At 65.7% G+C, this 26,070-nt stretch carries 24 protein-coding genes; 18 read left to right on the top strand and 6 right to left on the bottom strand.

Annotated features, from left to right (window positions below; translation table 11 throughout):
• Nucleotides 1-9: 9 nt before the first annotated feature.
• Nucleotides 10-729 (bottom strand): RNA methyltransferase, encoded by a 720-nt coding sequence (locus ACQY39_RS14990; RefSeq protein ID WP_428507528.1) that lies wholly within the window; start codon nt 727-729, stop codon nt 10-12.
• A 184-nt stretch (nt 730-913) separates the two neighbouring features.
• Between ACQY39_RS14990 and ACQY39_RS14985 the strand changes: the two genes are divergently transcribed.
• The 9 genes from ACQY39_RS14985 (at nt 914) to ACQY39_RS14945 (ending at nt 11,214) form a co-directional block, all read left to right on the top strand.
• On the top strand, nt 914-1,873 hold the full coding sequence (locus tag ACQY39_RS14985; RefSeq protein ID WP_428507526.1) for an inositol monophosphatase family protein: 960 nt from the start codon (nt 914-916) through the stop codon (nt 1,871-1,873).
• A 102-nt stretch (nt 1,874-1,975) separates the two neighbouring features.
• Nucleotides 1,976-4,582: a DNA mismatch repair protein MutS gene (gene mutS / locus ACQY39_RS14980; protein WP_428507524.1), complete on the top strand. Its 2,607-nt coding sequence runs from the start codon at nt 1,976-1,978 to the stop codon at nt 4,580-4,582.
• Nucleotides 4,583-4,607: 25 nt separating this feature from the next.
• A complete protein-coding gene (locus ACQY39_RS14975) occupies nt 4,608-5,429 on the top strand; it encodes an alpha/beta fold hydrolase (protein ID WP_428507522.1) in 822 nt (273 codons plus the stop codon).
• A gap of 88 nt (nt 5,430-5,517) precedes the next feature.
• The gene (locus ACQY39_RS14970) at nt 5,518-7,161 is read left to right on the top strand and encodes a CTP synthase (protein ID WP_428507520.1); all 1,644 of its coding nucleotides are present in this window, start codon (nt 5,518-5,520) and stop codon (nt 7,159-7,161) included.
• A 13-nt stretch (nt 7,162-7,174) separates the two neighbouring features.
• Complete coding sequence (gene kdsA, locus ACQY39_RS14965) at nt 7,175-8,032, top strand: 3-deoxy-8-phosphooctulonate synthase (RefSeq protein WP_428507518.1); 858 nt, start codon at nt 7,175-7,177, stop codon at nt 8,030-8,032.
• Nucleotides 8,033-8,145: 113 nt separating this feature from the next.
• Nucleotides 8,146-9,432, top strand: coding sequence for a phosphopyruvate hydratase (gene eno / locus ACQY39_RS14960; protein ID WP_263517349.1), 1,287 nt, complete (start codon nt 8,146-8,148; stop codon nt 9,430-9,432).
• A gap of 106 nt (nt 9,433-9,538) precedes the next feature.
• Nucleotides 9,539-9,808: a septum formation initiator family protein gene (locus ACQY39_RS14955; RefSeq protein WP_428507516.1), complete on the top strand. Its 270-nt coding sequence runs from the start codon at nt 9,539-9,541 to the stop codon at nt 9,806-9,808.
• 61 nt (nt 9,809-9,869) lie between these two features.
• Complete coding sequence (gene pnuC / locus ACQY39_RS14950) at nt 9,870-10,529, top strand: nicotinamide riboside transporter PnuC (protein ID WP_428507514.1); 660 nt, start codon at nt 9,870-9,872, stop codon at nt 10,527-10,529.
• Between the two features lie 13 nt (nt 10,530-10,542).
• Nucleotides 10,543-11,214 carry an AAA family ATPase gene (locus ACQY39_RS14945; protein ID WP_428507512.1) on the top strand — a complete coding sequence of 224 codons (672 nt, stop codon included), beginning with the start codon at nt 10,543-10,545 and terminating at the stop codon, nt 11,212-11,214.
• Between the two features lie 16 nt (nt 11,215-11,230).
• Here the strand turns inward: ACQY39_RS14945 and ACQY39_RS14940 are convergent, their stop codons facing one another.
• From ACQY39_RS14940 to ACQY39_RS14925, 4 genes are all read right to left on the bottom strand, one after another.
• Nucleotides 11,231-12,304, bottom strand: coding sequence for a 6-phosphofructokinase (locus ACQY39_RS14940; protein ID WP_428507510.1), 1,074 nt, complete (start codon nt 12,302-12,304; stop codon nt 11,231-11,233).
• Between the two features lie 50 nt (nt 12,305-12,354).
• Complete coding sequence (locus tag ACQY39_RS14935; protein WP_428507508.1) at nt 12,355-15,909, bottom strand: hypothetical protein; 3,555 nt, start codon at nt 15,907-15,909, stop codon at nt 12,355-12,357.
• Nucleotides 15,910-16,043: 134 nt separating this feature from the next.
• On the bottom strand, nt 16,044-17,000 hold the full coding sequence (locus tag ACQY39_RS14930) for an Hsp33 family molecular chaperone HslO (protein WP_263517355.1): 957 nt from the start codon (nt 16,998-17,000) through the stop codon (nt 16,044-16,046).
• A complete protein-coding gene (locus ACQY39_RS14925) occupies nt 16,997-17,554 on the bottom strand; it encodes a gamma carbonic anhydrase family protein (RefSeq protein WP_428507506.1) in 558 nt (185 codons plus the stop codon). The genes ACQY39_RS14930 and ACQY39_RS14925 overlap by 4 nt, the downstream gene beginning before the upstream one ends.
• A 115-nt stretch (nt 17,555-17,669) precedes the next feature.
• On the opposite strand from ACQY39_RS14925, the gene ACQY39_RS14920 reads away from it, so the two are divergent.
• The 6 genes from ACQY39_RS14920 to ACQY39_RS14895 all read left to right on the top strand — a co-directional run bounded on the left by ACQY39_RS14920 (nt 17,670) and on the right by ACQY39_RS14895 (nt 21,905).
• Nucleotides 17,670-18,497: a ferritin-like domain-containing protein gene (locus ACQY39_RS14920; RefSeq protein ID WP_428510832.1), complete on the top strand. Its 828-nt coding sequence runs from the start codon at nt 17,670-17,672 to the stop codon at nt 18,495-18,497.
• A 26-nt stretch (nt 18,498-18,523) separates the two neighbouring features.
• Nucleotides 18,524-18,925, top strand: coding sequence for a hypothetical protein (locus tag ACQY39_RS14915; RefSeq protein ID WP_428507504.1), 402 nt, complete (start codon nt 18,524-18,526; stop codon nt 18,923-18,925).
• A 130-nt stretch (nt 18,926-19,055) separates the two neighbouring features.
• Nucleotides 19,056-19,820, top strand: coding sequence for a TerC family protein (locus ACQY39_RS14910; RefSeq protein ID WP_428507502.1), 765 nt, complete (start codon nt 19,056-19,058; stop codon nt 19,818-19,820).
• Nucleotides 19,821-19,869: 49 nt separating this feature from the next.
• Nucleotides 19,870-20,565, top strand: coding sequence for a Bax inhibitor-1/YccA family protein (locus ACQY39_RS14905; RefSeq protein WP_428507500.1), 696 nt, complete (start codon nt 19,870-19,872; stop codon nt 20,563-20,565).
• A 143-nt stretch (nt 20,566-20,708) separates the two neighbouring features.
• Complete coding sequence (locus ACQY39_RS14900; protein ID WP_428507498.1) at nt 20,709-21,623, top strand: DMT family transporter; 915 nt, start codon at nt 20,709-20,711, stop codon at nt 21,621-21,623.
• Nucleotides 21,624-21,719: 96 nt separating this feature from the next.
• Nucleotides 21,720-21,905 (top strand): hypothetical protein, encoded by a 186-nt coding sequence (locus ACQY39_RS14895; protein ID WP_428507496.1) that lies wholly within the window; start codon nt 21,720-21,722, stop codon nt 21,903-21,905.
• A gap of 44 nt (nt 21,906-21,949) precedes the next feature.
• On the opposite strand, the gene ACQY39_RS14890 is transcribed toward ACQY39_RS14895, so the two are convergent.
• Nucleotides 21,950-22,420, bottom strand: a complete 471-nt coding sequence (locus ACQY39_RS14890; protein ID WP_263563511.1) for an Lrp/AsnC family transcriptional regulator — start codon at nt 22,418-22,420, stop codon at nt 21,950-21,952.
• A gap of 144 nt (nt 22,421-22,564) precedes the next feature.
• On the opposite strand from ACQY39_RS14890, the gene ACQY39_RS14885 reads away from it, so the two are divergent.
• The 3 genes from ACQY39_RS14885 to ACQY39_RS14875 all read left to right on the top strand — a co-directional run bounded on the left by ACQY39_RS14885 (nt 22,565) and on the right by ACQY39_RS14875 (nt 26,066).
• On the top strand, nt 22,565-23,884 hold the full coding sequence (locus ACQY39_RS14885) for an aspartate aminotransferase family protein (protein WP_428507494.1): 1,320 nt from the start codon (nt 22,565-22,567) through the stop codon (nt 23,882-23,884).
• A gap of 23 nt (nt 23,885-23,907) precedes the next feature.
• Entirely contained in the window at nt 23,908-25,251 is a 1,344-nt protein-coding gene (locus ACQY39_RS14880; RefSeq protein ID WP_428507492.1) for an NAD(P)/FAD-dependent oxidoreductase, read from the top strand.
• Nucleotides 25,252-25,322: 71 nt separating this feature from the next.
• Complete coding sequence (locus ACQY39_RS14875; RefSeq protein WP_428510830.1) at nt 25,323-26,066, top strand: gamma-glutamyl-gamma-aminobutyrate hydrolase family protein; 744 nt, start codon at nt 25,323-25,325, stop codon at nt 26,064-26,066.
• The last annotated feature ends 4 nt before the right edge of the window (nt 26,067-26,070 follow it).

Genomic DNA, 26,070 nt, shown 5'->3' with positions numbered 1-26,070 from the left:
TGGGCGTATTCAGCCCTTGGCGCGCGGCGGCTCCACCATGGCGCGGGCAATGCCGCGCAAGATGTGCACCTCCTCCGCCGTCAGCTGCGCGCGGTTGAACAACTGGTTCAGGCGCGGCATCAGCTTGCGCGGTGCTGCCGGGTCGAGAAAGCCGATCTCTTCCAGCGAAGCCTGCAGATGCGTCAGCAAGCCTTGTACGGCCCGGGCATCGGCCAGATTCGGGTCCGGCGTGCGAGCGGCCACCGCAAAGCCACCCAAGGCCTGGCGCCAGTCGTAGGCCAGCAATTGCACCGCCTGTGCCAAGTTCAGCGAGCCGTAGTCGGGGTGGGTCGGAATCGACAGCACCGCATGGCAGCGGTAGACGTCCTCGTTGCTCATGCCATAGCGCTCGGAACCGAAGACCAGGCCCAACTTGTGTTCGGAGGCCGCCAGCTCGGCAAACAAGGAACGGGGCTCGCGCACCGGCGGGCCGAAGTCGCGCGGCGTCATGGCCGTGGCGCAGGCGAAGGTCACGCCGTCCAGAGCCTCGTCCAGGCTGTCGACGATGCGGGCCCGCGCCAGGATGTCGGCCGCGCCGCTGGCCATGGCCACGGTGTCCTCCTGGCTCAGCACATCGGCAAAGCGAGGCCGCACCAAGACCAGCTCGGAAAAACCCATCACCTTCATGGCTCGCGCCGTGGCACCGACATTGCCGGGGTGGCTGGTCTGGATCAGGACAAAACGTGTCATATCAACGCGGGCCGCTTCGATCAATCAAGAGGAAACCGAGGAAACACTAGGCAAACAGCCCGCCTCGGTTAAAATGCGGGATTATCCTAGGCCAGCAACCCTTCAACGGTGCCGCTGCGCTATCAGGAACCGCTCTTTTTCTTCGCCAGTCCACCTCACTCCTTCTTCAGGCAAGGTTTCACGCATGACGCAGCAAGCTTCACTCCATCCCATGCTCAATGTCGCCATCAAGGCTGCACGTGCAGCAGGCGCCATCATCAACCGCGCTTCGATGGACCTCGATATCCTGAAGATCAACACCAAGTCGCCCAATGACTTCGTGACCGAGGTGGACCAAGCGGCGGAAAAGATCATCATCGAAACCCTGCTCCAGGCCTACCCCGACCACGGCATCCTCGCCGAAGAGTCCGGCCGTGAGCACGGTGCCAAGCATTCCGAATTCGTCTGGATCATCGATCCCCTGGACGGCACCACAAACTTCATCCACGGCCTGCCCATGTACTGCGTGTCGATCGCGCTGGCACACCGCGGCGTGGTGCAGCAGGCCGTCGTCTACGACCCGACCCGCAACGACCTGTTCTACGCCACCAAGGGCCGAGGCGCTTTCCTGAATGACCGCCGCCTTCGCGTCTCCAAGCGCACCCGCCTGAGCGACGCCCTGATCGGCACCGGCTTCCCCTTCCGCCGTGGCGACAACTTCAAGCGCTATATGAAGATGTTCGAAGCGGTGATGGTTGAATGCGCGGGCCTGCGCCGTCCGGGCGCTGCCGCCCTGGACCTCTGCTATGTCGCCGCCGGCTACTACGACGCCTTCTTTGAAACCGGCCTGCAGCCCTGGGATGTGGCCGCTGGCTCGCTGATCATCACCGAAGCCGGTGGCCTGATCGGCAACTTCACCGGCGAGTCCGACTTCCTGCACCAGCGCGAAGTGGTGGCCGGCAGCCCCAAGATCTACGGCCAGCTGGTGCAGATCCTGGCGCCCTACACCCGTGTGATCACAGCCGAAGAGGCTGGCAGCGAAGTCAAGCCAGCAGCAGACGCCGGCGAAGAGCTCTCGCCTGCCGCCGCCCTGGCTGCGGCCGCGCCAAAGAAGCGCGCCGCCGTGCGCATCCGCAAGGACGAGTTGGGCGGCGAAGGCGCTTAAACTGCGCGCTGAGCTGTCTCAGCACCCCTGACCGACAAAGCCCTCCGCCCGAGGGCTTTGTTCATTTCTGACGCCTGCATCACTGCCGCCCGCATCACGACCATGAGCCACGCCCCGGATTTTTCTGCCCACACGCCGGTGATGGCGCAGTACCTGCGCATCAAGCACGAGCACCCCGAGGAGCTGGTGTTCTTCCGCATGGGCGACTTTTACGAGGTCTTCTTCGATGACGCGCGCAAATGCAATCAGCTGCTCGACATCACCCTGACCACCCGCGGCCAGAGCGCGGGTGAACCGGTGGTGATGGCCGGCGTGCCGGTCAATGCGCTGGAGAGCTACCTGGCCAAGCTGATCAAGCTGGGCGAGGCGGTGGCGATTGCCGAGCAGGTCGGTGATGTGGCCACCTCCAAAGGCCCGGTCGAGCGCAAGGTGGTGCGCGTGGTCACGCCGGGCACGGTCACCGACAGCGAGCTGCTGGCCGACAAGCAGGATTCAGTGCTGCTCTCCGTGGTGCAGCAGGGCAAGACCCACGGCCTGGCCTGGTTGTCCATCACCCAGGGGCAACTGGGCCTGGCCGAGTGCACGGAGCGTGAGCTGCCGTCCTGGCTGGCCCGCCTGAGCCCTGCCGAAGTACTGGTGGACCGGGAACGCCAGCCCGCCGCGGTGCTGGCCGCCCGGGCACCCATCACCAACCGCCCGAGCTGGCAGTTCGACACCGCCTTGGGTGCGCGCAAGCTCTGCGAGCAACTCGGCGTGGCCAGCCTGGCCGGCTACAACGCCCAGCAGATGACAGCGGCGCAAGCGGCCGCGGCCGCCCTGCTCAGCTATGCCGAGCACACCCAGGGCCGGGCCCTGGCCCATGTGCGTGCGCTCAGCGTGCAGCGCAGCGGCGAATTGCTGGACCTGCCACCGGCCACCCAGCGCAATCTGGAACTGACCCTGACCCTGCGCGGCGAGACCAGCCCCACCCTGCTCTCGCTGCTGGACAGCTGCCGCAGCGGCATGGGCAGCCGCGCCCTGCGCCACTGGTTGCTGCATCCCAAACGCGAGCGCGCCGAAGCTCTCGGTCGGCACGAGGCCATCACCGCCCTGCTCCAAGCCAGTCCTGAGCCTGCATTCGGCAAGCTGCGGGATGCCCTGCGCCATGTCTCCGATGTCGAGCGCATCGCCGCCCGCGTGGCCTTGCGCCAGGTGCGGCCGCGAGAGCTGACCGGCTTGCGCGCCACCTTGCGCATCCTGCCCGAGCTGCAGCAAACCGTGCCGGCCGGCGGCAGCGCCTTGCTGGACCAATTGGCGCAAGGCCTCTTGGCCTCGCCCCATATCGAGGAGCTGCTGAGCCGCGCCATCGCCGAAGAGCCCGCCGTGCTGGTGCGCGATGGCGGCGTGATCGCCGGCGGCTTCGATGCCGAGCTCGACGAGTTGCGCGCCATCCAGAACAACTGCGATGCCTTCCTGCTCGACCTGGAAACCCGTGAGCGCGCCCGCACCGGCATTCCGAATCTGCGTGTGCAGTACAACAAGGTGCACGGCTTCTACATCGAGGTGACGCAAGGCCAGGTCGACAAGGTGCCGTTGGACTACCAGCGCCGCCAAACCTTGAAGAACGCCGAGCGCTACATCACGCCCGAGCTCAAGACCTTCGAGGACAAGGCGCTGTCGGCGCAAGAGCGCTCGTTGACGCGCGAGAAGCTGCTCTACGAGCTGGTGCTGGACCAGTTGGTCGAGGAGTTGCAACCGCTGTCCGCCCTGGGCCGGGCCCTGGCCAGCCTCGATGCCCTGGCCGCCCTGGCCGAGCGAGCATCGACCCTGAACTGGTGCCGCCCCGAGTTCGTCAACCAACCCTGCATCGACATCATCCAGGGCCGTCATCCGGTGGTGGAGTCGCGGCTGCGCGAGACCGGCGCAGGCGAATTCATGGCCAATGAATGCCGGCTCGATGCGCGCACCCGCATGGCCATCATCACCGGCCCGAATATGGGCGGTAAGAGCACCTTCATGCGCCAGGTGGCCCTGATCAGCCTGCTCGCTGCGATCGGCAGTTATGTGCCGGCCAGCGCCTGCCGTCTGGGGCCCATGGATGCCATCCACACCCGCATCGGCGCGGCCGACGACCTGGCCAATGCCCAGTCCACCTTCATGCTGGAGATGACCGAGGGTGCGGCGATTCTGCACAGCGCCACCGAACAGTCCCTGGTGCTGATGGACGAGATCGGCCGCGGCACCTCCACCTTCGATGGCCTGGCCCTGGCCGGCGCCATCGCCAGCCATTTGCACGACAAGAGCCGCGCCTTCACGCTGTTCGCCACCCACTATTTCGAGCTGACCGAGTTCCCGAGCAAGCACCCTCAAGCGATCAACTGCCATGTCGGCGCGGTCGAAAGCGGTGACAGCATCGTCTTCTTGCATGAGATCCAGCCCGGCCCTGCCAGCCGCAGCTATGGCGTGCAGGTGGCGCGTCTGGCCGGCATGCCGGCCTCCCTGGTACGCCAGGCGCGCGCCACGCTGGAAGCGCTGGAAGCCAAGGCCGGAGAAGGCCAGGCCCAGATCGATCTGTTCGCGCCGCCGCCGGCCGCGCCCGAGCCACTGCCTGTCTCGCAAGCGACAAGCGCTTTGAGCCTGGCCATCAATGATGTGGACCCCGACACGCTGACACCGCGCGAAGCGCTGGACCTGGTCTACCGCCTCAAGAAGCTGAGCCAGACCGAGTAGCCACGCAAGCCAAACGCCCACAGGAATGAACCGCACCCTCGTCTTCTCCCACGCCAACGGCTTCGGTGCCGCCTGCTACCGCCTGCACTTCGAGGCCTGGCGCCGCGCCGGCTGGACCGTGCACGCCCTGCCCCAGATCGGCCACAACCCGGCCTATCCGGTCAGCAGCAACTGGCCGCATCTGCGCGACGAGTTGATCGCCTTCATCACCGACGAAGTCAAACCCAGCGGGCCGATCAGCCTGGTCGGCCATTCCCTGGGCGGCCTGATGAGCTTGATGGTGGCCTGCAAACGGCCGGACCTGGTGCAGAGCCTGGTGATGCTGGACTCGCCTGTGATCAGCGGCTGGCGCGCCCACAGCGTGCGCATGGCCAAGGCGACGCGTCTGATCCAGCGGGTCTCGCCCGGCAAGATCTCCAGCCAACGGCGCCACGAGTGGCCCACGCGCGAGGACGTGCTGGATCACTTCGCGTCCAAGCGGAAGTTTGCACGCTGGGACCCACGTGTGCTGCAGGACTACATCGCCGGCGGCTTCGAGGAGAGCGGAGGCCACACACGGCTGCGTTTCCGGCGCGACATCGAGACACGCATCTACAACACCTTGCCCCATCACCTGGGCACCTTGCTGCGCCAGCATCCGCCGCACTGCCCGGTCGGCTTCATTGCCGGCACCCAGTCGGACGAGCTGCGTCAGGGCGGCGCCGCGGCCAGCCAGGCCCTGGCCCGGCAACATTTTGTGTGGCTGGAGGGCAGCCACCTCTTTCCCTTTGAGCGCCCCGACGACACTGCAGCGCTGGTGCTGCAGTTGCTGGATGCCATGCAGCTTTCCACGCAAGCGCCGGCCTGAATCGCAGGCCCGCGCTCGAGCGACACGCCGGGCCTCGCTATAATCGCGCTTTACCACCACAGCGTTTTTCACGAGAACGCTGCACGACATGACCAAGTACGTCTACGTCACAGGCGGTGTGGTGTCCTCACTCGGCAAGGGCATCGCATCAGCCTCACTGGCTGCCATCCTCGAATCGCGCGGCCTCAAGGTCACCCTCATCAAACTGGATCCGTACATCAACGTTGATCCGGGCACGATGTCCCCGTTCCAGCATGGCGAAGTCTTCGTGACTGAAGACGGTGCCGAGACGGACTTGGATCTGGGTCACTACGAGCGCTTCATCACCACGCGCATGAAGCGCGCCAATAACTTCACCACCGGCCAGATCTACATGTCCGTGTTGGAGAAGGAACGCCGCGGTGACTACCTCGGCAAGACGGTGCAGGTGATTCCGCACATCACCAACGAAATCCAGGACTTCGTTCGCCGCGGCGCCGGTGCCGGAACGCCCGATGCGGTCGACGTGGCCATTGTGGAAATCGGCGGCACGGTCGGTGACATTGAGTCCCTGCCCTTCCTCGAAGCCGCGCGCCAGATGAGCCTGAAGGCCGGCCCGAACAACGTCGCCTTTGTGCACCTGACCTATGTGCCCTGGATTGCTGCGGCCGGCGAGCTGAAGACCAAACCGACCCAACACACGGTGCAAAAGCTGCGCGAAATCGGCATCCAGCCGGACGCCCTGCTGTGCCGCGCCGACCGCCGCATCCCTGATGACGAGCGCGAGAAGATCTCGCTCTTCACCAATGTGCCCGAGTACGGTGTGATCTCCATGTGGGACGTCAACACCATCTACAAAGTGCCGCGCATGCTGCACGAGCAGGGCCTGGACCAGCTGATCTGCACCAAGCTGCAGCTGAACACCAAGTCGGCCGACCTGAAGCGCTGGGACACCCTGGTCAGCGAGGTCGAGAACCCCGCCAAGGACGTGACCATTGCCATGTGCGGCAAGTACACCGACTTGAGCGATTCCTACAAGTCGCTGAACGAGGCCCTGCGCCACGCCGGCATCCACAACCACTCGCGCGTCAACATCGAGTATGTGGACTCCGAAATGCTGAACGCCGAGAACATCTCGCAGCTGAAGCAATTCGACGCCATCCTGGTGCCCGGCGGCTTCGGCAAGCGCGGCGTGGAAGGCAAGATCCTTGCCGCTCAGTACGCCCGTGAACACAAGGTGCCCTATCTGGGCATCTGCCTGGGCATGCAGGTTGCCACCATCGAGTACGCCCGCAATATGGCGGGCCTGACCGGTGCCAACTCGACCGAGTTCGAACCTGAGACCCCGCACCCGGTGATCGCCCTGATCGACGAATGGCAGGACGCCGACGGCTCAATCCAGAAGCGCGATGAAAAGAGCGACCTCGGCGGCACCATGCGCCTGGGCGCTCAGAGCTCGGACGTGGCGCCCGGCACCTTGGCCTTCGACATCTACGGCCCGGTCGTCAGCGAACGCCACCGCCATCGCTTCGAAGCCAACACCCATTACCTGGACAAGCTGCAAAAGGCTGGCCTGGTGATCTCGGCCATCACCCAGCGTGAAAAGTTGACCGAGATGGTGGAGCTGCCGCGCGAGGTGCACCCCTGGTATGTCGGCGTGCAGTTCCACCCCGAGTTCAAGTCCACCCCCTGGGACGGCCACCCGCTGTTCACCGCCTTCATCAAGGCGGCGCTGAACCACAAACAGGCCTGAAGGAATCCTGCCCATGAAGCTTTGCGGTTTTGAGGTCGGTATCGACCGACCTTTCTTCCTGATCGCCGGCACCTGCTCGATCGAGGGCCTGGAAATGTCACTGGACGTGGCCGGCCAGCTCAAGGAAGCCTGCTCGGCTCTGGGCATTCCGCTGATTTACAAGGGTTCCTTCGACAAGGCCAACCGCTCCTCGGGCTCGACCAAGCGTGGCGTCGGCATCGATGCCGGCCTGAAGATCCTCGACGAAGTGCGCCGCCAACTGCAGCTGCCCATCATCACGGACGTGCACGATGAGGCTCAGGTGGCGGAAGTCGCCAGCGTCGTGGACGTGCTGCAGACTCCGGCTTTCCTCTGCCGCCAAACGGATTTCATCCGTGCCGTGGCCAAGTCGGGCAAGCCGGTCAATATCAAGAAGGGCCAATTCCTGGCCCCTTGGGACATGAAGAATGTCATCGACAAGGCCCGCGACGCCGCGCGCGAAGCCGGCTTGTCGGAAGACCGCTTCCTGGCCTGTGAGCGCGGCGTGAGCTTCGGCTACAACAACCTCGTCGCCGACATGAGCAGCCTGGCCGAGATGCGCAAGACCGGCGCGCCGGTGGTGTTCGATGTGACCCACTCGGTGCAGAAGCCCGGCGGCCAAGGCACCAGCAGCGGCGGCGCCCGCGAGATGGTGCCGGTGCTGGCCCGCGCGGGTGTGGCAGCCGGTGTGGCCGGCCTCTTCATGGAAACCCATCCCTGCCCGGCCGAGGCCTGGTCCGACGGCCCCAATGCCGTGCCGCTCAAGCGCATGCGCGCCCTGCTGGAACAGCTGGTGGCCCTGGACCGCGTGGTCAAGAGCCAGCCCCTGCTCGAGAACGATTTCTCGGCCTGAATTGGATCGCCCGCCTTGGCGGGCGGCCCCTGCGCACGATTGTTCAGCGCCGGTAACTGCCAGCTGGCAAGATGCGCGCCGAACCCGAATTTTTGACCTTTTGGAGAGCTTGAATGAGTGCCATTGTTGATATCGTCGGCCGCGAAATTCTGGACAGCCGCGGCAACCCGACCGTCGAATGCGATGTCTTGCTGGAATCCGGCGTGATGGGCCGTGCCGCCGTGCCCTCGGGCGCTTCGACCGGCTCGCGCGAAGCCATCGAACTGCGTGACGGTGACAAGAGCCGTTATTTGGGCAAGGGTGTACTGAAGGCGGTTGAGCACATCAACACCGAGATCTCCGAGGCCGTGCTGGGCCTGGATGCCTCCGAGCAAGCCTTCCTGGACCGCACCCTGATCGACCTGGACGGCACCGAGAACAAGAGCCGCCTGGGCGCCAACGCCATGCTGGCCGTATCCATGGCCGTGGCCCGCGCTGCGGCCGAAGAGTCGGGTCTGCCCCTGTACCGTTACTTCGGCGGCATGAACGGCAACCAGCTGCCCGTGCCGATGATGAACGTCATCAACGGCGGCGCGCACGCCAACAACAGCCTCGATCTGCAAGAGCTGATGATCATCCCCGTGGGCGCACCGAGCTTCCGTGAAGCCCTGCGCTGGGGCGCCGAGGTCTTCCACGCGCTGAAGAAGATCCTGCACGACAAGGGCATCTCCACCGCCGTGGGTGACGAAGGTGGTTTCGCGCCCAGCGTGGAAAGCCATGAAGCCGCCATCCAGCTGATCCTGGACGCGATCGACAAGGCTGGCTACACCGCCGGTGAGCAGATCGCCATCGGCCTGGACTGCGCCGCCAGCGAGTTCTACAAGGACGGCAAGTACGTGCTCGAAGGCGAAGGTGGCATCCAGCTGACGGCCCAGGAATGGACCGACATGCTGGCGACCTGGGTCGACAAGTACCCCATCATCTCGATCGAAGACGGCATGGCCGAAGGCGACTGGGACGGCTGGAAGCTACTGACCGATCGCCTGGGCAAGAATGTGCAGATCGTCGGCGACGACCTCTTCGTCACCAACACCAAGATCCTGAAAGAAGGCATCGAGAAGGGCATTGCCAACTCGATCCTGATCAAGATCAACCAGATCGGCACCCTGACCGAGACCTTCGCCGCCATCGAGATGGCCAAGCGCGCCGGCTACACTGCCGTGATCTCGCACCGCTCGGGCGAAACCGAAGACTCGACCATCTCCGACATCGCCGTCGGCCTGAACGCCGGCCAGATCAAGACCGGCTCGCTGTCGCGCTCGGACCGCATGGCCAAGTACAACCAGCTGCTGCGCATCGAAGAAGACCTGGGCGATGTGGCCGTGTACCCCGGACGCGCTGCCTTCTACAACCTGAAGTGACCCTGCCCGCCACTCCGCAGCGAGTGGCTGTGTGCCGCAAACGCCGCCAGACCGCCCGGTCTCGCGGCGTTTTTTCATCCTCTCGCGCCTCGGCTAAACTGCGCGCGTGAAAACACTCGGCGTCATCCTCGCGGCCTTTCTCATGCTGATCCAGTACCAGCTTTGGATGGGCAAGGGCAGCCTGCCTCGCGGCGTGCAACTGCGCGCCGAGCTGGCGAGCGTCGAGGCCGCCAATGAACAGGCCCGCGCCCGCAATGCTCAGCTCGAAGCCGAGCTGCGCGATCTGCGCGAGGGCCTGGAGATGGTCGAGGAAAAGGCGCGCTTCGAGCTGGGCATGATCAAGCCCGACGAGATCTACGTGCAAGTGCGCCGCTGAGCCGACGCGCACACACGCTGCGGCGCCGCCACACACCCCATTCGAGGAGACGCCGTTCCGCATGGACGCCTTGCTGCACTTGCTGCAACCCCTGTTCGCCCCTGCTTTCGAGCTGCTGGGCAGCCCCATCAGCTGGACTGAGCTCATCGCCTTTGTGTTGGCCCTGTGGATGGTGGTCTGCAATATGCGCGTCCACGCCCTGGCCTGGCCCTTGGCCATCATCAGCTCCCTGCTGTATTTCCTGCTGTTCTGGAGCGGCAAGCTCTACGGCGAGGCCAGCCTGCAGTTGGTCTTCATCAGCGTGTCGCTCTGGGGCTGGTGGCAGTGGCTGCGCGGCAAGGGTGGGGACGGCCAGGCCTTGCGTGTACAGCGACTGAGCCGGCCAGGCTTGGCCCTGTCGGTGCTGGCCACCTTGCTGGCCTGGCCGCTGCTGGGCCTGTTTCTCCAGCACCAGACCGACTCCCAGGTACCCTACTGGGACGCCTTCCCCACCGTTGCCAGCTTGCTGGGCCAATGGCTGCTGGCGCGCAAGTACCAGGAGAACTGGGGCGTGTGGGTGCTGGTCAATGGCGTCAGCGTGGCCTTGTTTGCCTACAAGGGCTACTGGTTGACGGTGCTGCTTTACGCCGTCTTCATCCCCATGTCGGTGGCCGGCTGGCGCGCCTGGGCGCAGCAGCTGCAACAAGGCACACCGCCGGCTTCGCGCCAGGCGCTGGCCTGAAACTCAGCTGCCCGTGCCCGGCCTGCTGATCGCCATCGTCGGTGCGGAAAGCACCGGCAAATCGAGCCTCGCTCAGGCTCTCCAAGTTGCGCTGAGCATGGCCACCGGCCTGCGCTGTGCGCTGGCACCCGAAGTCTTGCGTGAATGGTGCGAAGCCGCCGGCCGCACGCCGCGGCCCGAGGAACAGGCCGGCATTGCCGAGGCCCAGGCCGCACGCTGCGAGGCCCTGGCCCTGACGGCCGATCTGGTGCTCTGCGACACCACGTCCTTGATGACGGCCGTCTACAGCGAGCTGCTGTTTGCCGACCGCTCCCTGCTCGGCTCTGGCCTGGCCTTTCATCGCCGCTGCGCCCTGACCCTGCTGACCGCACTGGACCTGCCTTGGGTGGCCGATGGCCTACAGCGCGACGGTGCCCATGTGCGCGCGCCGGTGGATGCCGCCGTGCGTCGTGCCTTGATGAGCGCCGGCCTGGGCTGGTCGGTGGTGGCCGGCAGCGGCGAGCGGCGCGTGGACGCAGCGCTCAATGCCATCACGCCCTTGCTGCTGGCCCGGCGGACTGCGCCCCTACCGGCCACAGGCTTGTTCAGCCGCCTGCAGGCGCGCCAGGACGCCTTACCCGAATGGCGCTGGGCTTGTGACAACTGCGATGTACCCGAATGCGAGCACCTGAGCCTGCGCCGCTGAAGGCGCAGCGGCCGCCTCACTGACCGAGGCAGAGCCCCAATCCCTGGGCCGCCTGTAGGAGCGGATGGTCGAGCGGCACCAGGCGGTTGCGCCCCGCCACCTTGGCCAAGGGCACGCTGGTGAACTCGGCCCCCTGCAAGGCCACCATGCGACCAAAGCGCCGCTCGCGCACCAGCTGAGCCGCAGCCCAGCCGAACTGCGTGGCCAGCACGCGATCAAAGGCCGTGGGCGTGCCGCCGCGCTGCACATGGCCCAGCAAGGTGGAGCGCACTTCAACTTCGCCCCGCGCCCCCAATGCCTGCTGCAGTTGCTGCGCCAGCACCGCGCCAATGCCGCCCAGACGCACCGGGTCAGGGCTATCGCTCAACAGTGCGCGCACCACCTGGCTTTGCGCCTGGGCATGCGCCCCTTCGGCCACGCAGATCAAGGCATGGCCGCCACCGGCGGTCCGGCGCTTGCAATGATCAATCACCGCCTCCAGCCGGTACGGCAGCTCGGGCAGCAGAATGGCGTCGGCCCCGCCCGCCAGACCGCCTTCCAGCGCAATCCAGCCGGCATTGCGCCCCATGGTCTCGGCAATCATGACCCGGCCGTGGCTGCGCGCTGTCGTCTCCAGCCGGTCCAGTGCTTCTGACACCACCGCCACGGCGCTGTCGAAACCGAAACTGCGCTCGGTCAGGAACAGATCGTTGTCGATGGTCTTGGGCACGCCCACCACCGGCAGGCCCAAACGGCTGAATTGCTCGGCAATCGCCATGGTGCCGTCACCGCCGATGGCGACCAGGGCATCAATGCCCTGAGTCCGAACGTAGTCCAGCACGCGCGCCGACACATCGGCGCCGCCCTCAGCGAAGTAATGGAAAGGGTCGCAGCGGTTGTGCGTACCGAGAATGGTGCCCCCCTGGGCCAGGATGTCTTGCACATCGGCCAGAGCCAGGGGCCGCAGACGCTGCTCGATCAGGCCCAGAAAGCCGCGCTCGACGCCGCTGACGCGCGCGCCGCACTGCTGGATCAGGGCCAGGCTGACGGCCCGGATCACGGCATTGAGGCCGGGGCAATCGCCGCCGCCGGTGAGGATGGCTATGTGCATGCTGGGCCCGTTGTTGTCGTCGTTGCTGGAGTGGCAGCGGCGATTATGGGTCAGCGTGCCAGCAGGAAATACTCAAACAGCTGCGCGCCGCCTGCGCCTCCCAGAGGCACGAGCAAGGCCTTGACCAGGGGTTGCTCAAAGATCGGCGCCAGGGCACCGCCACGCTCCTCTTGCACCGAACTCATCAAGCGTTTGAAGGGCTCGATCAGCTTGCGTTGATCCTCATCGCCGCCCATCAGCCAGCGCAGATCGGCCTCCATACGGCGCAGCGCCCTGCTGCGCGCCTGTTCGGCCGCCTGCTTGAGCAAGACGGCTAGAGCCAGCAGCCCCAGCAGATAGGCGCTGGCGGCCATGGCCACGGGCAGGGTCAGCGACCAGTTGTCGAACAAGCGACTGCGCCCGACGATCAACAAGGTCAGCACTACAAAGGGCCCCATCACCAAAGGGCCAATGCGGGCACTGCGGCGCACCACGATCTGCACATCGATCCAGTCATCGAGCAGGCTGTGGCGGCGCAGCGAGAGCGGCGCGTCGGCACGCAGCGCGGGGTCGGCGGCAATGGGGCGCAGCCACAGCTGCTCATGCGCGCTGCCCAGGCTGGCCGCGAAATACGCCAGCGTGGAGCCGGGGTAGACCGCGCGAGCCGCCGTGAGCAGGCGGATGAAGCGGCACGCCAGCATGGTCGCATCGCCGACCGCCACCACCAACAGAGGCAGCAGCACCAGGATGGCATCGAGCGTGAAGCGGATCAACGCCCGGTGGTCGTTGCCGCGCACCGGCACCGCCGGCCCGGCCCCATCACTGAAACCAAAAAACAGGCCCAGCACCACCGCCAGGGTCAGCACATAGCCCAGCAGGATGCGCAAGGCCCGAGGCACCCGGCTGCCGCGCCGGCCGTACTGATGCCAGAGGATGCGGAAGTCCACGCTGCCGCCGGCCGGCGCATGCCATCCGGCCACGCTCAGATGCCGCGACCAGATCCGGCGCAGGAAGCGCAGCCCGCCTTCACGTGCCGCCACACCGGCGCGCTTGGGCGCTTGCTCGGGCAGGCGCAGCCAGGCACTTTCCTCGGCCATGCCATGCACGCTGCGCGACCAGGTGGCATCCAAGGTGTCGACAATGGCCAGCAAGGCCAGCAAATGGATCAGGTGCGAGGGCCAGGCGCTGATGCCCTCCAGCCAGGCCAGGGGCTCGCAGTTCTGGCAAGGCGTGGGCGCCGCTTGGCGCAGCGTCAGCCCCCACAGCAGTAGCAGGCTCAACCAGCACAGACCCCGAAGAACCCGGCGTGCGCCAGGTGCCATCGCCAGCCCGGTGCGGAACCCGAAACGATGCTCGGGCGCCAGTGACAGCAGCAACAGCAAGGTACTTCCCAGGCTCAAGCCCAGCATGCCGGGCGCAAAGCTCAGGCGGCCGGGCCAGAGCATCTCGCTGAAGCTGACCAAAGTGAAGAAGAACAGCCAGGCGTAGAGCGCCACAAAGCCCAGCTCGGGCAGGGAAATGCTGGGCGCAAGCACGCCCCCAGTCGGATCCTGCGCAGCCTCCGCCCAACGTCGCTTGATGCAGCGCAGCACCGGCGTGCCGGGCCAGACCAGCAAGCCCAGCAGCATCAGCACCGGCAGTGCCACCGCCACCAAGCGCACGGCATAGGGCTTGCTCGCCGGCCGGCGCTCGAAGGCGTAACCGCTCAGGGCAACGGCAGCACTTCGGCCCACCTCATAGAGCGAAGGGCGATCCAGCGCTTCCTCGGCCGCGCAGTCTTCGACCGCCCGGCAAGCCTTGCTGCGGCAGCCGGCATGCCGCGCCGCCAGGTAGGCCGAGGATTGGTAGACATCACGCCAGGGCGGGTTGCCGGCGGCCAGGTCGGGCGCAGGCAAGCCGACCCGATTCGCCACCGCCTGACAGTGCGCTGAAGGCAGGCGAGGGAACTCCAAGGGCAGGCTGGAAGCGACCAGCAGATTGCGGGTGAAGGTCTGGGTGCGCGGATGCAGAAAGCGCGCGTCCATATCGGTGGTGAAGAACACCTTGTCAGCAAAGCTCTCGTGCAAGGCCTGCAAGAGGAGCAACTTGTCATGCACATCGCTGGCCATCAGGCCGATGGCGCCGATGGGCACAGCGCCGACCTTGGCTTCGCTGCGCTGCAGCTGCTGGGCCAGGCGGCGCAGATAGTCCAGCTGGTCGCGGGCCTCGGGCCACTCAATGCGGGCCTGGGCGTCGATCTTGCCTGCGCCTGCCCGCCCGTCGTCGCGGCCAGCGTCGCGTGTGGTGACACCATCCAAGCCCCGGAAGAAATACAGCTCCTCCAGCTGCAAAGCCGGGTTCTGAGAGAGCTTGGCGCGCAGCTGACCGACCAAGGCCTGGGCATAAAGCGAGTCGCGCTCGCCGATCAGCACCACGCGCTGGGGCGAGTCCTTGCTGGCCGCCAAGCGCAAGCTCAGCTCGCCCGTCAGCTGAGCCAGCAATTCCTTGTCGCTGCCGATCTTGCGAATCAGGCGCACCGGCGGGTCCTGGCGGCCGCCTTGCAAACGACAAAAACGCCAGGCCACATAGTCTTCCAGGCTGCTGCCGCCCAGCTCGCTGAGCATGTCGTCGCTGGCGGTCGAAAAGGGGCTCAAGAGCAAGGCACGCGAGAGATGCCAATAGCCATCCAGCCAAGGGTCCTGGCTGGATGGCGCTTGGGCCAATGGGCGCTGGCCGGCCGGGTCGGCACAACTCGCGCGCGAGTTGCGGCCCGGGCCATGGCGCCATGCTCTGTTGCGCAAATCAGCCAGAGCCACGCGCAGCGCATCGGTGGTGGACGGGCCGATCACCGCCAGCGGAGGCGGCGCCTGCCGAGCCGCCACCCAGGGCTCGAACAAGGTGTGCAGCATCAAAGCCAGTGAGTCCAGCTTGCGCGACGGCAGGGCCGTCTCATCAACCCAGAGCAAGACCACCTGGCTGTAGCGCGAAGCATCGGCAATGTCGGACACGCCGGATGCCGCTTGCGCGGGACGCGCAGGCGAAGATGTGGCCACCGCCGCACTCAGGGCGCTGGCGGACAGCAACTCATAGGGCACCAGCAAGCCGGGCCGCGCGCCGTCGCTGGCAGCCGGCTGGGCACTGAGCTTGGACTCATCGAGCTGCAACAGGCCCAGACGCTCGGCATTGTCTGGCACATAACCCTTGGCCTGCAGGCCCGCCAACACGGCATAGCGCGTGCGCCGCCGCCCTTCTTCGGCGCCGACAAAGGCATTGCCAGGAACCAGGGCCACCAGCACCAGGGTTTCATCGGCGTCCAGATCGTCGTCGCCCATCAGGCGGCGCGACAACTCCTTGGGCGTGCGCAGCGACGCCACCGACTTGAGCTTGCAATCGGTGGCCTTGGCCGCGTCTTTGTAGAGCTTGTCGCAGCGCTCCAGGCGCTCGGACTCGTGACGGCGCACGGCAACAAACGGGTCTTCCCAGAGCCGTGCCTCGACCTCCAGGTCGGCCGCGGTGACCGCCTGCGCCCGCTCCTTCTCGGCCGGCCGCAGCTGATCAAAAGCATGGGGCACCAGCTGGGTGCTGGTGACAAAGGCGACCAGCACCGCCAAGCTGGTCCAGGGAAATCCGCCGCCCTTGTTGTCCATCGTCGCCCTTCCCGGCCCGCGGGCCTGTGCACGGCCCATCGCATGAGGGGTCGGCAGGCAAGGTCGGGGATCAGGGCGGGGACGTCAATCCCACAGTGCTTATTGCCAGAAAGTGAGGCGGCTCCAGGGCCTTACTACTGCACCGTGCCGCTGCCGCCTGCTTGTGCCAGGTCTTGCGCGAACAGCTGGCCAACGTCGACCGCATCGAAGTGGTACTGCAGGCCGCAAAACTCACAGCCGATCTCGACATTGCCGCGTTCGGCCAAGACCTCGTCGACCTCTTCACGCCCCAGGCCCTTGAGCATCTGGCTGACGCGCTCGCGCGAGCAATTGCAAGCGAAGCGCGGCGTCAGGGGCTCAAAGCGGCGCACCGTTTCCTCCCAGAACAGGCGGCGCAGAATGGTCTCGGCATCCAGGCCCAGCAGTTCGTCGCGCGTCAGGGTAGCGGCCAGCATGCTGATGCGGTTGAAGGCATCGGACAGGCCAATGTCATCCTCGTTCTTGGCCCCACCCAGATTGCCCTCGCCCTGCACCGGCAGGCGCTGAATCAACAGGCCGGCGGCGATTTCGTCATTGGCAAACAGCACCAGCTTCGTGTCGAGCTGTTCGGACTGCAGCATGTAATGCTCCAGCACCTCGGACAGCTTCTGCAGCGGCTCACGCTGGTCGCCATGCAGAGGCACCACGCCTTGGTAGGGCTGCTGGCCGGGGAATTTATCCTTGGGGTCCAGGGTGATAGCGCAGCGGCCCTGACCATGGACATTGAGCATGGCCTCGAGTTGCGCACCGGCCGGCACCTCGCCGACCAGCTTGGCGGTGGCACGGAAGCTCAAGTCCGGCTGCACCTCGGCCACAGCCAGCTTGACCGGGCCGTCGCCAAAGACCTGCAGCACCAGGGCGCCGTTGAACTTGATATTGGACTGCATCAACACCGCAGCCGCGGCCATCTCGCCGAGCAAAGCGCGCAGCTCGGGTGGGTGGGCGCCGACGGTCTCGCGGCGCTTGAGCACCTCTTGCCAGCTGTCGGTCAGGCGTACCAGCATGCCGCGCACTGGCAGGCCTTCGAACAAGAATTTGTGCAGTTCACTCATGGTTTGGCTTTGGAATTCTGGGGGTAGTCGCTGCTGATGTTCTGGAGGCCGCTGGCGTAGCGCTGGCCGTTGGCGATGTAGTGACGGGCGCTGGCGCGCAGACCTTCGACCTGGGCGGGCGTCAGCTCTCGAACCACCTTGGCCGGGCTGCCGACGATCAGGCTGCCGTCTGGAAACTCCTTGCCCTCGGTGACCAAGGCACCGGCGCCAACGATGCTGTTGCGGCCGATGCGGGCGCCGTTGAGCACCACAGCGCCGATGCCGATCAGTGAGTTCTCGCCCACGGTGCAGCCATGCAGCATCACCTGGTGACCGACCGTCACGCCCGCCTCCAGGCGCAGCGGGAAACCGTGGTCGGCATGCAGCACCGAGCCGTCCTGGATATTGCAGCCCGGGCCGATGTGCAGGTGTTCGCTGTCACCGCGCAGCACGGCGTTGAACCAGATGCTGACGTCTTCGTCGAGATGCACCCGACCGATGACCTGGGCACTGTCGGCCACCCAGGCGCTGGCGGCGACTTCGGGCCGGTGTTCGTCCAACTGGAAAATCGCCATCTCGCACTCCCGGACGGCCCCCGGCCGCAGCAAAACCAGACATTTTAAGCGGCCGAGCACAGCGGGCCACCCGCCCCGGGGTTTTAACCGCGGGGCCGGGGATAATTTGGCCATGATGCCTCCGGACTGCCGCGCCCGTGCCTTGCACGCCCTATGCCTGAACTCGCCTGCCGACAAGGCCGCCGCCGCGCAGGCTCTTTACGTCGAGGCTCAGAACGGCCTGGCCCTGGACCCCGATGCGCAGCTGCAGCGTCCGGAAGGCGTGCCCGGCCGACCCGAGCGGCCACGTTTGCTGTCGGCCCTGCAAGTACCCAACCGCTCGCCCTTCACCCTGGAGGGACGGGCCGCGCTGATCCACGCCATCGCCCATATCGAGTTCAACGCCATCAATTTGGCACTCGACGCGGTCTGGCGCTTTGCCGGCATGCCGCGCGAGTTCTACCTCGACTGGCTGCGTGTGGCGGCCGAGGAGGCCCAGCACTTCGGCTTGCTGCACGAGCACCTGAATAGCCTAGGCCACCAGTACGGTGACTTCGACGCCCACGACGGCCTCTGGACCATGGCCGAGCGCACGGCCGAGGATGTGCTGGCGCGCATGGCCCTGGTGCCGCGCACCCTGGAAGCGCGCGGGCTGGACGCCACACCGCCGCTGCAAGCCAAGCTGGCCCGCGCAGGCGACCACCGGGCGGTGGCCATCCTGGACATCATCCTGCGTGAGGAGATCGGGCATGTCGAGATCGGCAATCGCTGGTATCGGTACTGCTGCCGTCTGCGCGGCTTGGATCCGGTCGCCATCTACCCGGGTTTGGTGCTGCAGTACCAGGCTCCGCGTCTGCGCCCGCCCTTCAACCTGACGGCGCGTGGCGCAGCCGGCTTCAGTGCCGAGGAATTGGCCTATCTGCAGTCCGATATTCGCCCCGACACGGCCGGCCGCGAGCCCTGAAGGCGCGAGGGCGTTAAACTGAGCCCGTGACACCCCGCCTGATCGCCTTCCTCACTGCCCAGCTGTTCGTGCTGCTGAGCCTGTTCGCTCAGAACATGGCGGTGGCGCAGGTCATGGTGGGCGCGACGGTGGCTGCCACGGCTCTGAGTCAGGCCCAGTCCGTGGCCGGGCCGTCCGCCGTCGACGCCAACTTTGCGCCCGCGGCTCATGATCTGCAGGCACCCGCGGGTGAGCATGAACACGCAGGCAGCGGCCAAGAGGCGGGCAGCCTGGAATGGCCTGAACTGGCGCTGAACTCCGCAGTGCTGCAAGCGCCGGCGGAGCCTTTGGAACACTGGCAGGCCCAGCCCTGCCGCTTGCCGGTGGCGCCGGCGCTGGCGGTGCCGCAACGGCCGCCGCAAGGACTGGATTCGCGCCTGCCGGGCTGAATCCAGCAACGCACCCGCAGGCCTCAAGGCCTTACCGTCCGGAAATTCCGGGCGAGCGCATCCCCACCCTGATCTTTTGGCACTCTGTGGCCTTCCGCCTTTTTTGGCCTTTCCCTCTCGCTGACACGCCATGGACTTCTTGCTCGACCCCAATCTCTGGATCGCCTTCGCGATGCTGACCTCCCTGGAAATCGTCCTGGGCATCGACAACATCATCTTCATCTCGATCCTGGTGGGCCGCCTGCCCGCCGCCCAACGCGACCAGGCCCGTCGCTTGGGGCTGGGCTTTGCCATGGTGTCGCGGCTCTTGTTGCTGTTCTCCCTGAGCTGGGTCATGGGCCTGACGGCCGACCTGTTCCATGTACTTGGCCAGGGCATCAGCGGGCGGGATCTGGTGCTGCTGCTGGGTGGCTTGTTCCTGCTGTACAAGGCCTCACATGAGATCTTTGTCGAAGTCGAGGCACGTGAACAAGACGGCCCACCGGCGGCTGATGCCGCAGCCATCAAGGCCGCGGGGCAGAAGCTGTTCTGGATGATCATCGGCCAAATCGCCATCATTGACATCGTGTTCTCGCTCGATTCCGTGATCACGGCGGTGGGCATGGTGGACCAGATCGGCGTGATGGTGGCGGCCGTGGTCACCTCGGTGGGCGTGATGCTGGTGGCAGCCAAACCGATCGGCGAGTTTGTGGACCGTCATCCCTCGGTCAAGGTGCTGGCCCTGGCCTTCCTGGTCATGGTGGGCATGGCGCTGACCGCCGAAGCCTTCGACCAGCATGTGCCCAAGGGTTACATCTACGCCGCCATGTGCTTCTCCCTGGCCGTGGAGGCGCTGAACATCCGTGCCCGGGGCAAGCGCCGCGCCGCGGCGGCCGAGGCCAGCAGCCAAGCCTGAACTTTTCCAAGAACTCTGTTTTCCCTTCACTCAACTCTCAGGAGCTGTCATGAACGCAAGCTTTAACAATGTCTCAACCGGCCTGGGCGACGGCGCTCTGCGCCAGGAACGCAACCGTGTGCTGCGCAACACCTACTGGCTGCTCGCCTTGTCCATGGTGCCGACCGTGCTGGGCGCTTGGCTGGGCGTGGCCACCGGTATTTCCAAGGCCATGTCGCCCATGGTCGGCCTGATCGTCTTCATGGCCGGCGCCTTCGGCTTCATGTATGCCGTCGAGAAGACCAAGAACTCGGCCGCTGGCGTTCCCATGCTGCTGGCCTTCACCTTCTTCATGGGCGTGATGCTCTCTCGCCTGGTGGGCACGGTGCTGGGCCTGGCCAATGGTGCTGAGCTGATCATGACGGCCTTTGCCGGCACGGGCGCCATCTTCCTGGGCATGGCCTCGCTGTCGACCGTGATCAAGCGTGACCTCAGCTCCATGGGCAAGTTCCTGTTCATCGGCATGATCTTGATGCTGGTGGCGGGCATTGCCAACATCTTCCTGCAATCGAGCGCGCTGATGATCACGCTGTCGGTGCTGGCCATCGGCATCTTTTCGGCCTTCATCCTCTATGACCTCAAGCGGGTGCAGGACGGCGAGGAAACCAACTACATCACCGCCACACTGGGCGTCTACCTGAGCCTGTACAACGTGTTCCAGTCGCTGCTGGCCCTGCTGGGCATCTTCGGCGGCCGCGAGGAATGATTCGGGCAGACTGCCAAAAATCACTCTGACCCCAATTTCGCGGAGCGCCTGTCCGGGCTCACGCGAGAAGCAAGAGGCGGCGCCGCGATAATCGGCGCCGCCTCTTTTTTTGCCGCCCCTTGCTCCCAAGAAAGCCCAGTCCCTTGAGCCGCATCCAAGCCAATCTCCTGCTGACCCTCATCGCCCTGATCTGGGGTTCTGCCTTTGTGGCGCAAAGCCATGGCATGCAGGAGCTGGGGCCGATGATGTTCACCGGCCTGCGCTTTCTGGTCGGCGCCCTGGTGGTGCTGCCCCTGGCCTGGCGCGAGTGGCAGCATCTGGCCGGGCGCCAGTTGGCCCTGAACCGCGATGACGGCCTGAAGATTCTCGGCCTGGGCATTCTGCTCACCTTGGGTGCGGCGATGCAGCAGATTGGCATCAAGTACACAACCGTCACCAATGCAGGATTTCTGACCGCGCTCTATGTACCTCTGGTGCCGGTGCTGGGCTGGTTGCTGCTGCGCCAACTGCCGCATTGGTCGGTCTGGCCGGGCGCCCTGGCCTGCTTGGTGGGCGCCTTCCTGCTCTCGGGTGCGCAGCACTTGGAGATCGGCCTCGGCGACCTCTGGGTGATTGCCTCGGCCCTGCCCTGGGGTCTGCATGTGCTCTTGATCGGCCGCGTGGCCGACCGCATGGCCGCACCCTTCCTGGTCGCTTGTGGCCAATTCTTCGTCTGCGGTCTGCTGGCCCTGGCCTGGGGCCTGCTGTTCGAGCCCTTCAGCGCCGCCGGCATCCAGTCAGCGGCCACGCCGATTCTCTACACCGGCATCCTGTCGGTCGGCGTTGCCTTCACGGCCCAGGTGGTGGCACAGCGCTATGCCCACGCGGCCGATGCCGCCATCGTGCTGTCTTCGGAAACTCTGTTTGCCGCCCTGTTCGGCTACTGGTTGATGGGCGACCGCCTGGCACCGGCCGGTCTGGCCGGCTGCGCCCTGATCTTGGGCAGCTTGTTGCTGGTGCAGCTTCTGCCCCTGCTCCAGACGGCACGAAGTTCAAGTGAAGTTTCACCAATTAAGTAAAAACCCTTGGTTTTGTCATAGGGTTTTCACGAATGGCATTGATAATTGCACTCGAAGCCACCCAAAAGGGCGGCCCCTACGAGACAAAACAAAGCCATGACTGCAACACCTTTCTTCCTCGCCCAATCGCAACAATACCTGCTGAGCGCCGACGCCCAGCCTTCTCTGGCCGGCACCTTCGGCCTCGGCAAGCAGACCCATCTCGTGGCCGAGACCCTGGGTTTGGCTGCCACGCTGAGCTGCTTCGGTCTGACTGCCCTGATGATGGGCCTGGCGATGTAAACCCGCCCTGATCGCGCCTTGCGATCAGACGGCCCGCACCGGGCTCAAAGCTCAAACGCCGTGGTCTTCTTGACCGTGCGCAGCACCAGCATCGAGTTGCTGCGCGCCACCCCCGGCAGATGCATCAGCACATTGCTATGCAGGCGCTCCAGGTCCTCAGCGTCCTTGTAGGCGAAGCGCATCAGGTAGTCATTGGTGCCCGCCACATAGAAGCAATCGAGGATCTCCGGGATGTCTCGCACCGCCTGCTCGAAGGCGCCCAGCGCCTGCGGCGTCATCCGCTCCAGATTGATGATGGTGAAGCTGGTGCCCGGTTGGCCGATGGCCTTGGGGCTCAGCAGCGCCACATAGCCGGCAATCACACCCGCATCTTCCAGCTGTTTGACACGGCGCAGGCAGGCCGAGGGCGAGAGATGGACCAACTTGGCCAACTCCACATTGCTGATGCGGCCGTCGCGCTGCAGCTCGGCCAAGATGCTGCGATCGATCGCATCCAAAGTCACTTCTGAACTCATATTTCGAATTTTGTGCGAATCATTCAATGAATGATGGCACGAAAGTGCAGAACCTCGGGTAAGCACCGGGGCGATTGCGCTCGCACATTGCGCGTGAGGCTCTCTAGACTGGATCTCAATCACAGGTCTTGAGGAGAGCCCCATATGAGCCAGATTTCCGATCCAAAACTGGACGCCTACTGGATGCCGTTCACGGCCAACCGGCAGTTCAAGAAGTCGCCGCGCCTGCTGACGCGCGCCGACGGCATGTACTTCACCGATGACAAGGGCCGACAGGTGCTGGACGGCATTGCCGGACTCTGGTGTGTCAATGCCGGCCACAACCGCCCACGCATCGTCGAGGCGATACAGAAACAAGCCGCCGAGCTCGATTTCGCGCCGCCCTTCCAGATGGCCCACCCCAAGGCCTTTGAACTAGCCGAGCGCCTGGTCGAGCTGACGCCCGCCGGGCTCAGCAAGGCTTTTTTCACCAACTCGGGCTCCGAGGCGGTGGAGACCGCGCTGAAGATGGCCCTGGCCTACCACCGCGTACGCGGCGAAGGCTCACGCACCCGCTTGATCGGCCGGGAGCGCGGCTACCACGGCGTGAACTTCGGCGGCATCTCGGTCGGCGGCATGGTGGCCAACCGCAAAATGTTCGGCACCTTGCTCAGTGGCGTGGACCACCTGCGCCACACCCACGACCCGGCTCGCAATGCCTATTCCATGGGCCAGCCCCTGCACGGCGCCGAGCTGGCCGACGACCTCGAGCGCATGGTCGCCCTGCATGACGCCAGCACCATCGCCGCCGTCATCGTTGAGCCGATTGCCGGCTCCACCGGCGTGCTGATCCCGCCTCAGGGCTATCTGCAACGCCTGCGCGAGATCTGCGACAAGCATGGCATCTTGCTGATCTTCGACGAGGTCATCACCGGCTTCGGCCGCACCGGCCAGCCTTTCGGCGCCCAGACCTTCGGCGTCACGCCCGACCTGATGACAGTGGCCAAGGGCCTGACCAATGGCGCCGTGCCCATGGGCGCGGTGTTCGCCAAGCAGTCCATCTACGACACCTTCATGCAGGGACCCGAGCACCTGATCGAATTCTTCCACGGCTACACCTACTCGGCCCACCCTCTGGCCTGCGCGGCGGCCCTGGGCACGCTGGACACCTACGCCGAAGACGGCTTGCTGACCCGCGCCGGCGAGATGCAGACCTACTTTGCCGAGGCCCTGCATTCGCTCAAAGGCGCGCCCCATTTGATCGACATCCGCAATATGGGTCTGGTAGGCGGCGTCGAGTTGGCGCCGCTGCCGGGCGAGCCGGCCAAACGCGCCTTCTCGGTCTTCCTCGATTGCTGGGAGCAAGGCGTCTTGATCCGCACCACCGGCGACACCATTGCCTTCAGCCCGCCGCTGATCATCGAGAAGCAGCACATCGACCGCTTGATCGACACCGTGCGCGCCGCTTTGCATCGCGCCGCCTGAGCTTCCATCCACCCGACGCTTGCATGCCTTTGCTGCAAATCGATCGCCAGCTCGCGCGTGACAGCTACTACGCGGCCACCGCGCCGCAAGGCCCGGCTTTTGCGCCGCTGCAAGGCACGGTGGAGGCCGATGTGGCCATCGTCGGCGGCGGCTTGGCCGGGCTCTCCGCCGCGCTGGAGCTGAGCGCGCGTGGCTTCAGCGTGGCTTTGCTGGAGGCTGGCGAGATCGGCGGCGGCGCGTCCGGGCGCAATGGCGGCCAGGCCCTGGCCGGCTTGGCCTGCGAGCACGGCGAGATCGAACATCAGCTTGGGCTGGAGACAGCCCGCCGCATCTGGGCCATGAGCCTGGAAGCCGTCGAGCTGATCCGTCAGCGTTGCCAAGACCACGCCATCGACTGTGATTGGCAGGACGGCTTTCTCAGCGTGGCCACCAGCGCGCACAAGGCGGCCGACCTGCAGACCTCGCAACAGCGCATGGCCGAGGTCTACGGCTATGAACAGCGCTGGATTCCCAAGAACGAGTTGCCCGGCTGGATCGCCAGCCCGCGCTACCAGGCCGGTGTACACGACCCGGCCTCGGGCCACTTGCATCCGCTCAAGTACTGCCGCGCGCTCGCTCACTTACTCGGCGATGCCGCGCGCCGCCCGGGCACCGCGCCGGTGCAGCTGTTCGAACACAGCCCGGCCCTGGCACTGGAACAGGGCACGGCCGCCCAAACAGGGATCACCTTGCGCAGCAGCCAGGGCCAGTTGCGCGCCAAGTACCTGCTGCTGGCCGGCAATGTCTACCTGCCCGAACTGGCGCCACAGATCGCCCCCCAGCTGGCCCATCGCATCATGCCGGTCGGCACCTACATCGGCTGCAGCGCGCCCATCGAGGCCGAACGCCTGAACGCCCTGATCCCCTCGCGCAGCGCCGTGTGCGACACCAACTTCGTGCTCGACTACTTCCGCCCCACGGCGGACCGACGCCTGCTCTACGGCGGCCGCGTCAGCTACAGCACGCGCACGCCGCCGGACCTCAAGGCCAGCATGGCGGCGCGCATGCATGCGACCTTCCCACAGCTGGCCGACGTCGGCATGGAATATGCGTGGGGTGGTTTTGTGGACATCAGCATGAACCGCGCCCCCGATTTCGGCCGCTTGGGCACCGCTCAGAATATCTATTACTTGCAGGGCTTCTCCGGCCACGGCCTGGCCCTGACGGGGCTGGCGGGCAAGCTGGTGGCCGAGGCCATGGCGGGCGACGCCAGCCGCTTTGATTGTTTTGCCACATTGCGCCACCGGCCCTTCCCCGGTGGCACACTGATGCGCATGCCAGCCTTGGTGCTGGGCATGGCGTACTACCGACTGAAGGATCTGCTGTGACACAGGTCAAGAAGCCCCAAACGCAAGCAGCACCACGAAAACCGGTGGTGCTGGTGCCCGCCTGCCAATGCATGGTGGGCGACTACCCCAATCACATCGCCGGCAAGAAATACGTCGATGCGGTCCGCCTGGCCGGCTGCCTGCCCCTGATCGTGCCCAATGTCGAAGCGCAGGACCTCGATGCCTTGCTGGACCTGGCCGATGGCGTGCTGCTGACCGGCTCACCGTCCAATGTGCACCCCAGCCATTTCGACGAGGGGGTGCACAACCCGGCCCTGCCCCTGGACCCCGAGCGCGATGCCTGGACCCTGCCGCTGATCCCCAAGGCCCTGGCGCGCGGCCTGCCCTTGTTCGCCATCTGCCGCGGTTTCCAGGAAGCCAATGTGGCCCTGGGCGGCAGCCTGCACCAGGCGGTGCAAGAGCAGACCGGGCTGCAGGATCACCGCGCGCCTGAAGGCCAGCCGCCGGAGATCGCCTATGCCGATCAACACGAGATTCACATCCAGGCGGGCGGCCGTTTGCAGGCCTTGCTGGGCCAGGACCGCATCCGTGTGAATTCGCTGCACGGCCAGGGCGTCAAACGCCTGGCGCCGGGCCTGCGCGTCGAGGCGCTCGCACCCGATGGTCTGATCGAAGCCTTCAGCATGGCCGAAGCACCCGGCTTCTCGCTCTGCGTGCAATGGCACCCGGAATGGCAGGCCGAACGCAACCCGCATTCCATGGCCTTGCTGCAAGCCTTTGGCCAGGCCTGCCGCGACTACCGCGAGCAAATTCACCAACCCCGTCACGACTCCTTGCGCGACCCCGAGACCTAGAGTT

It is taken from the genome of Roseateles sp. (assembly GCF_965262435.1).
Lineage (GTDB): Bacteria > Pseudomonadota > Gammaproteobacteria > Burkholderiales > Burkholderiaceae_C > Paucibacter_A.
Note: the sequence above shows the minus strand (reverse complement) of the source record. Positions and strands in the feature narration are given on the sequence as shown.

Excerpts from the sequence above, each read along its gene's own strand:
- mutS (WP_428507524.1), top strand. The coding sequence starts at position 1,976 with ATGAGCCACGCCCCGGATTTTTCTGCCCACACGCCGGTGATGGCGCAG.
- ACQY39_RS14935 (WP_428507508.1), bottom strand. The coding sequence starts at position 15,909 with ATGGACAACAAGGGCGGCGGATTTCCCTGGACCAGCTTGGCGGTGCTG.
- ACQY39_RS14985 (WP_428507526.1), top strand. The coding sequence starts at position 914 with ATGACGCAGCAAGCTTCACTCCATCCCATGCTCAATGTCGCCATCAAG.
- ACQY39_RS14970 (WP_428507520.1), top strand. The coding sequence starts at position 5,518 with ATGACCAAGTACGTCTACGTCACAGGCGGTGTGGTGTCCTCACTCGGC.
- ACQY39_RS14920 (WP_428510832.1), top strand. The coding sequence starts at position 17,670 with ATGCCTCCGGACTGCCGCGCCCGTGCCTTGCACGCCCTATGCCTGAAC.
- ACQY39_RS14905 (WP_428507500.1), top strand. The coding sequence starts at position 19,870 with ATGAACGCAAGCTTTAACAATGTCTCAACCGGCCTGGGCGACGGCGCT.
- ACQY39_RS14885 (WP_428507494.1), top strand. The coding sequence starts at position 22,565 with ATGAGCCAGATTTCCGATCCAAAACTGGACGCCTACTGGATGCCGTTC.
- ACQY39_RS14875 (WP_428510830.1), top strand. The coding sequence starts at position 25,323 with ATGGTGGGCGACTACCCCAATCACATCGCCGGCAAGAAATACGTCGAT.
- ACQY39_RS14895 (WP_428507496.1), top strand. The coding sequence starts at position 21,720 with ATGACTGCAACACCTTTCTTCCTCGCCCAATCGCAACAATACCTGCTG.
- ACQY39_RS14975 (WP_428507522.1), top strand. The coding sequence starts at position 4,608 with ATGAACCGCACCCTCGTCTTCTCCCACGCCAACGGCTTCGGTGCCGCC.
- eno (WP_263517349.1), top strand. The coding sequence starts at position 8,146 with ATGAGTGCCATTGTTGATATCGTCGGCCGCGAAATTCTGGACAGCCGC.
- ACQY39_RS14930 (WP_263517355.1), bottom strand. The coding sequence starts at position 17,000 with ATGAGTGAACTGCACAAATTCTTGTTCGAAGGCCTGCCAGTGCGCGGC.
- ACQY39_RS14880 (WP_428507492.1), top strand. The coding sequence starts at position 23,908 with ATGCCTTTGCTGCAAATCGATCGCCAGCTCGCGCGTGACAGCTACTAC.
- ACQY39_RS14940 (WP_428507510.1), bottom strand. The coding sequence starts at position 12,304 with ATGCACATAGCCATCCTCACCGGCGGCGGCGATTGCCCCGGCCTCAAT.
- ACQY39_RS14910 (WP_428507502.1), top strand. The coding sequence starts at position 19,056 with ATGGACTTCTTGCTCGACCCCAATCTCTGGATCGCCTTCGCGATGCTG.
- kdsA (WP_428507518.1), top strand. The coding sequence starts at position 7,175 with ATGAAGCTTTGCGGTTTTGAGGTCGGTATCGACCGACCTTTCTTCCTG.
- ACQY39_RS14990 (WP_428507528.1), bottom strand. The coding sequence starts at position 729 with ATGACACGTTTTGTCCTGATCCAGACCAGCCACCCCGGCAATGTCGGT.
- ACQY39_RS14925 (WP_428507506.1), bottom strand. The coding sequence starts at position 17,554 with ATGGCGATTTTCCAGTTGGACGAACACCGGCCCGAAGTCGCCGCCAGC.
- ACQY39_RS14890 (WP_263563511.1), bottom strand. The coding sequence starts at position 22,420 with ATGAGTTCAGAAGTGACTTTGGATGCGATCGATCGCAGCATCTTGGCC.
- pnuC (WP_428507514.1), top strand. The coding sequence starts at position 9,870 with ATGGACGCCTTGCTGCACTTGCTGCAACCCCTGTTCGCCCCTGCTTTC.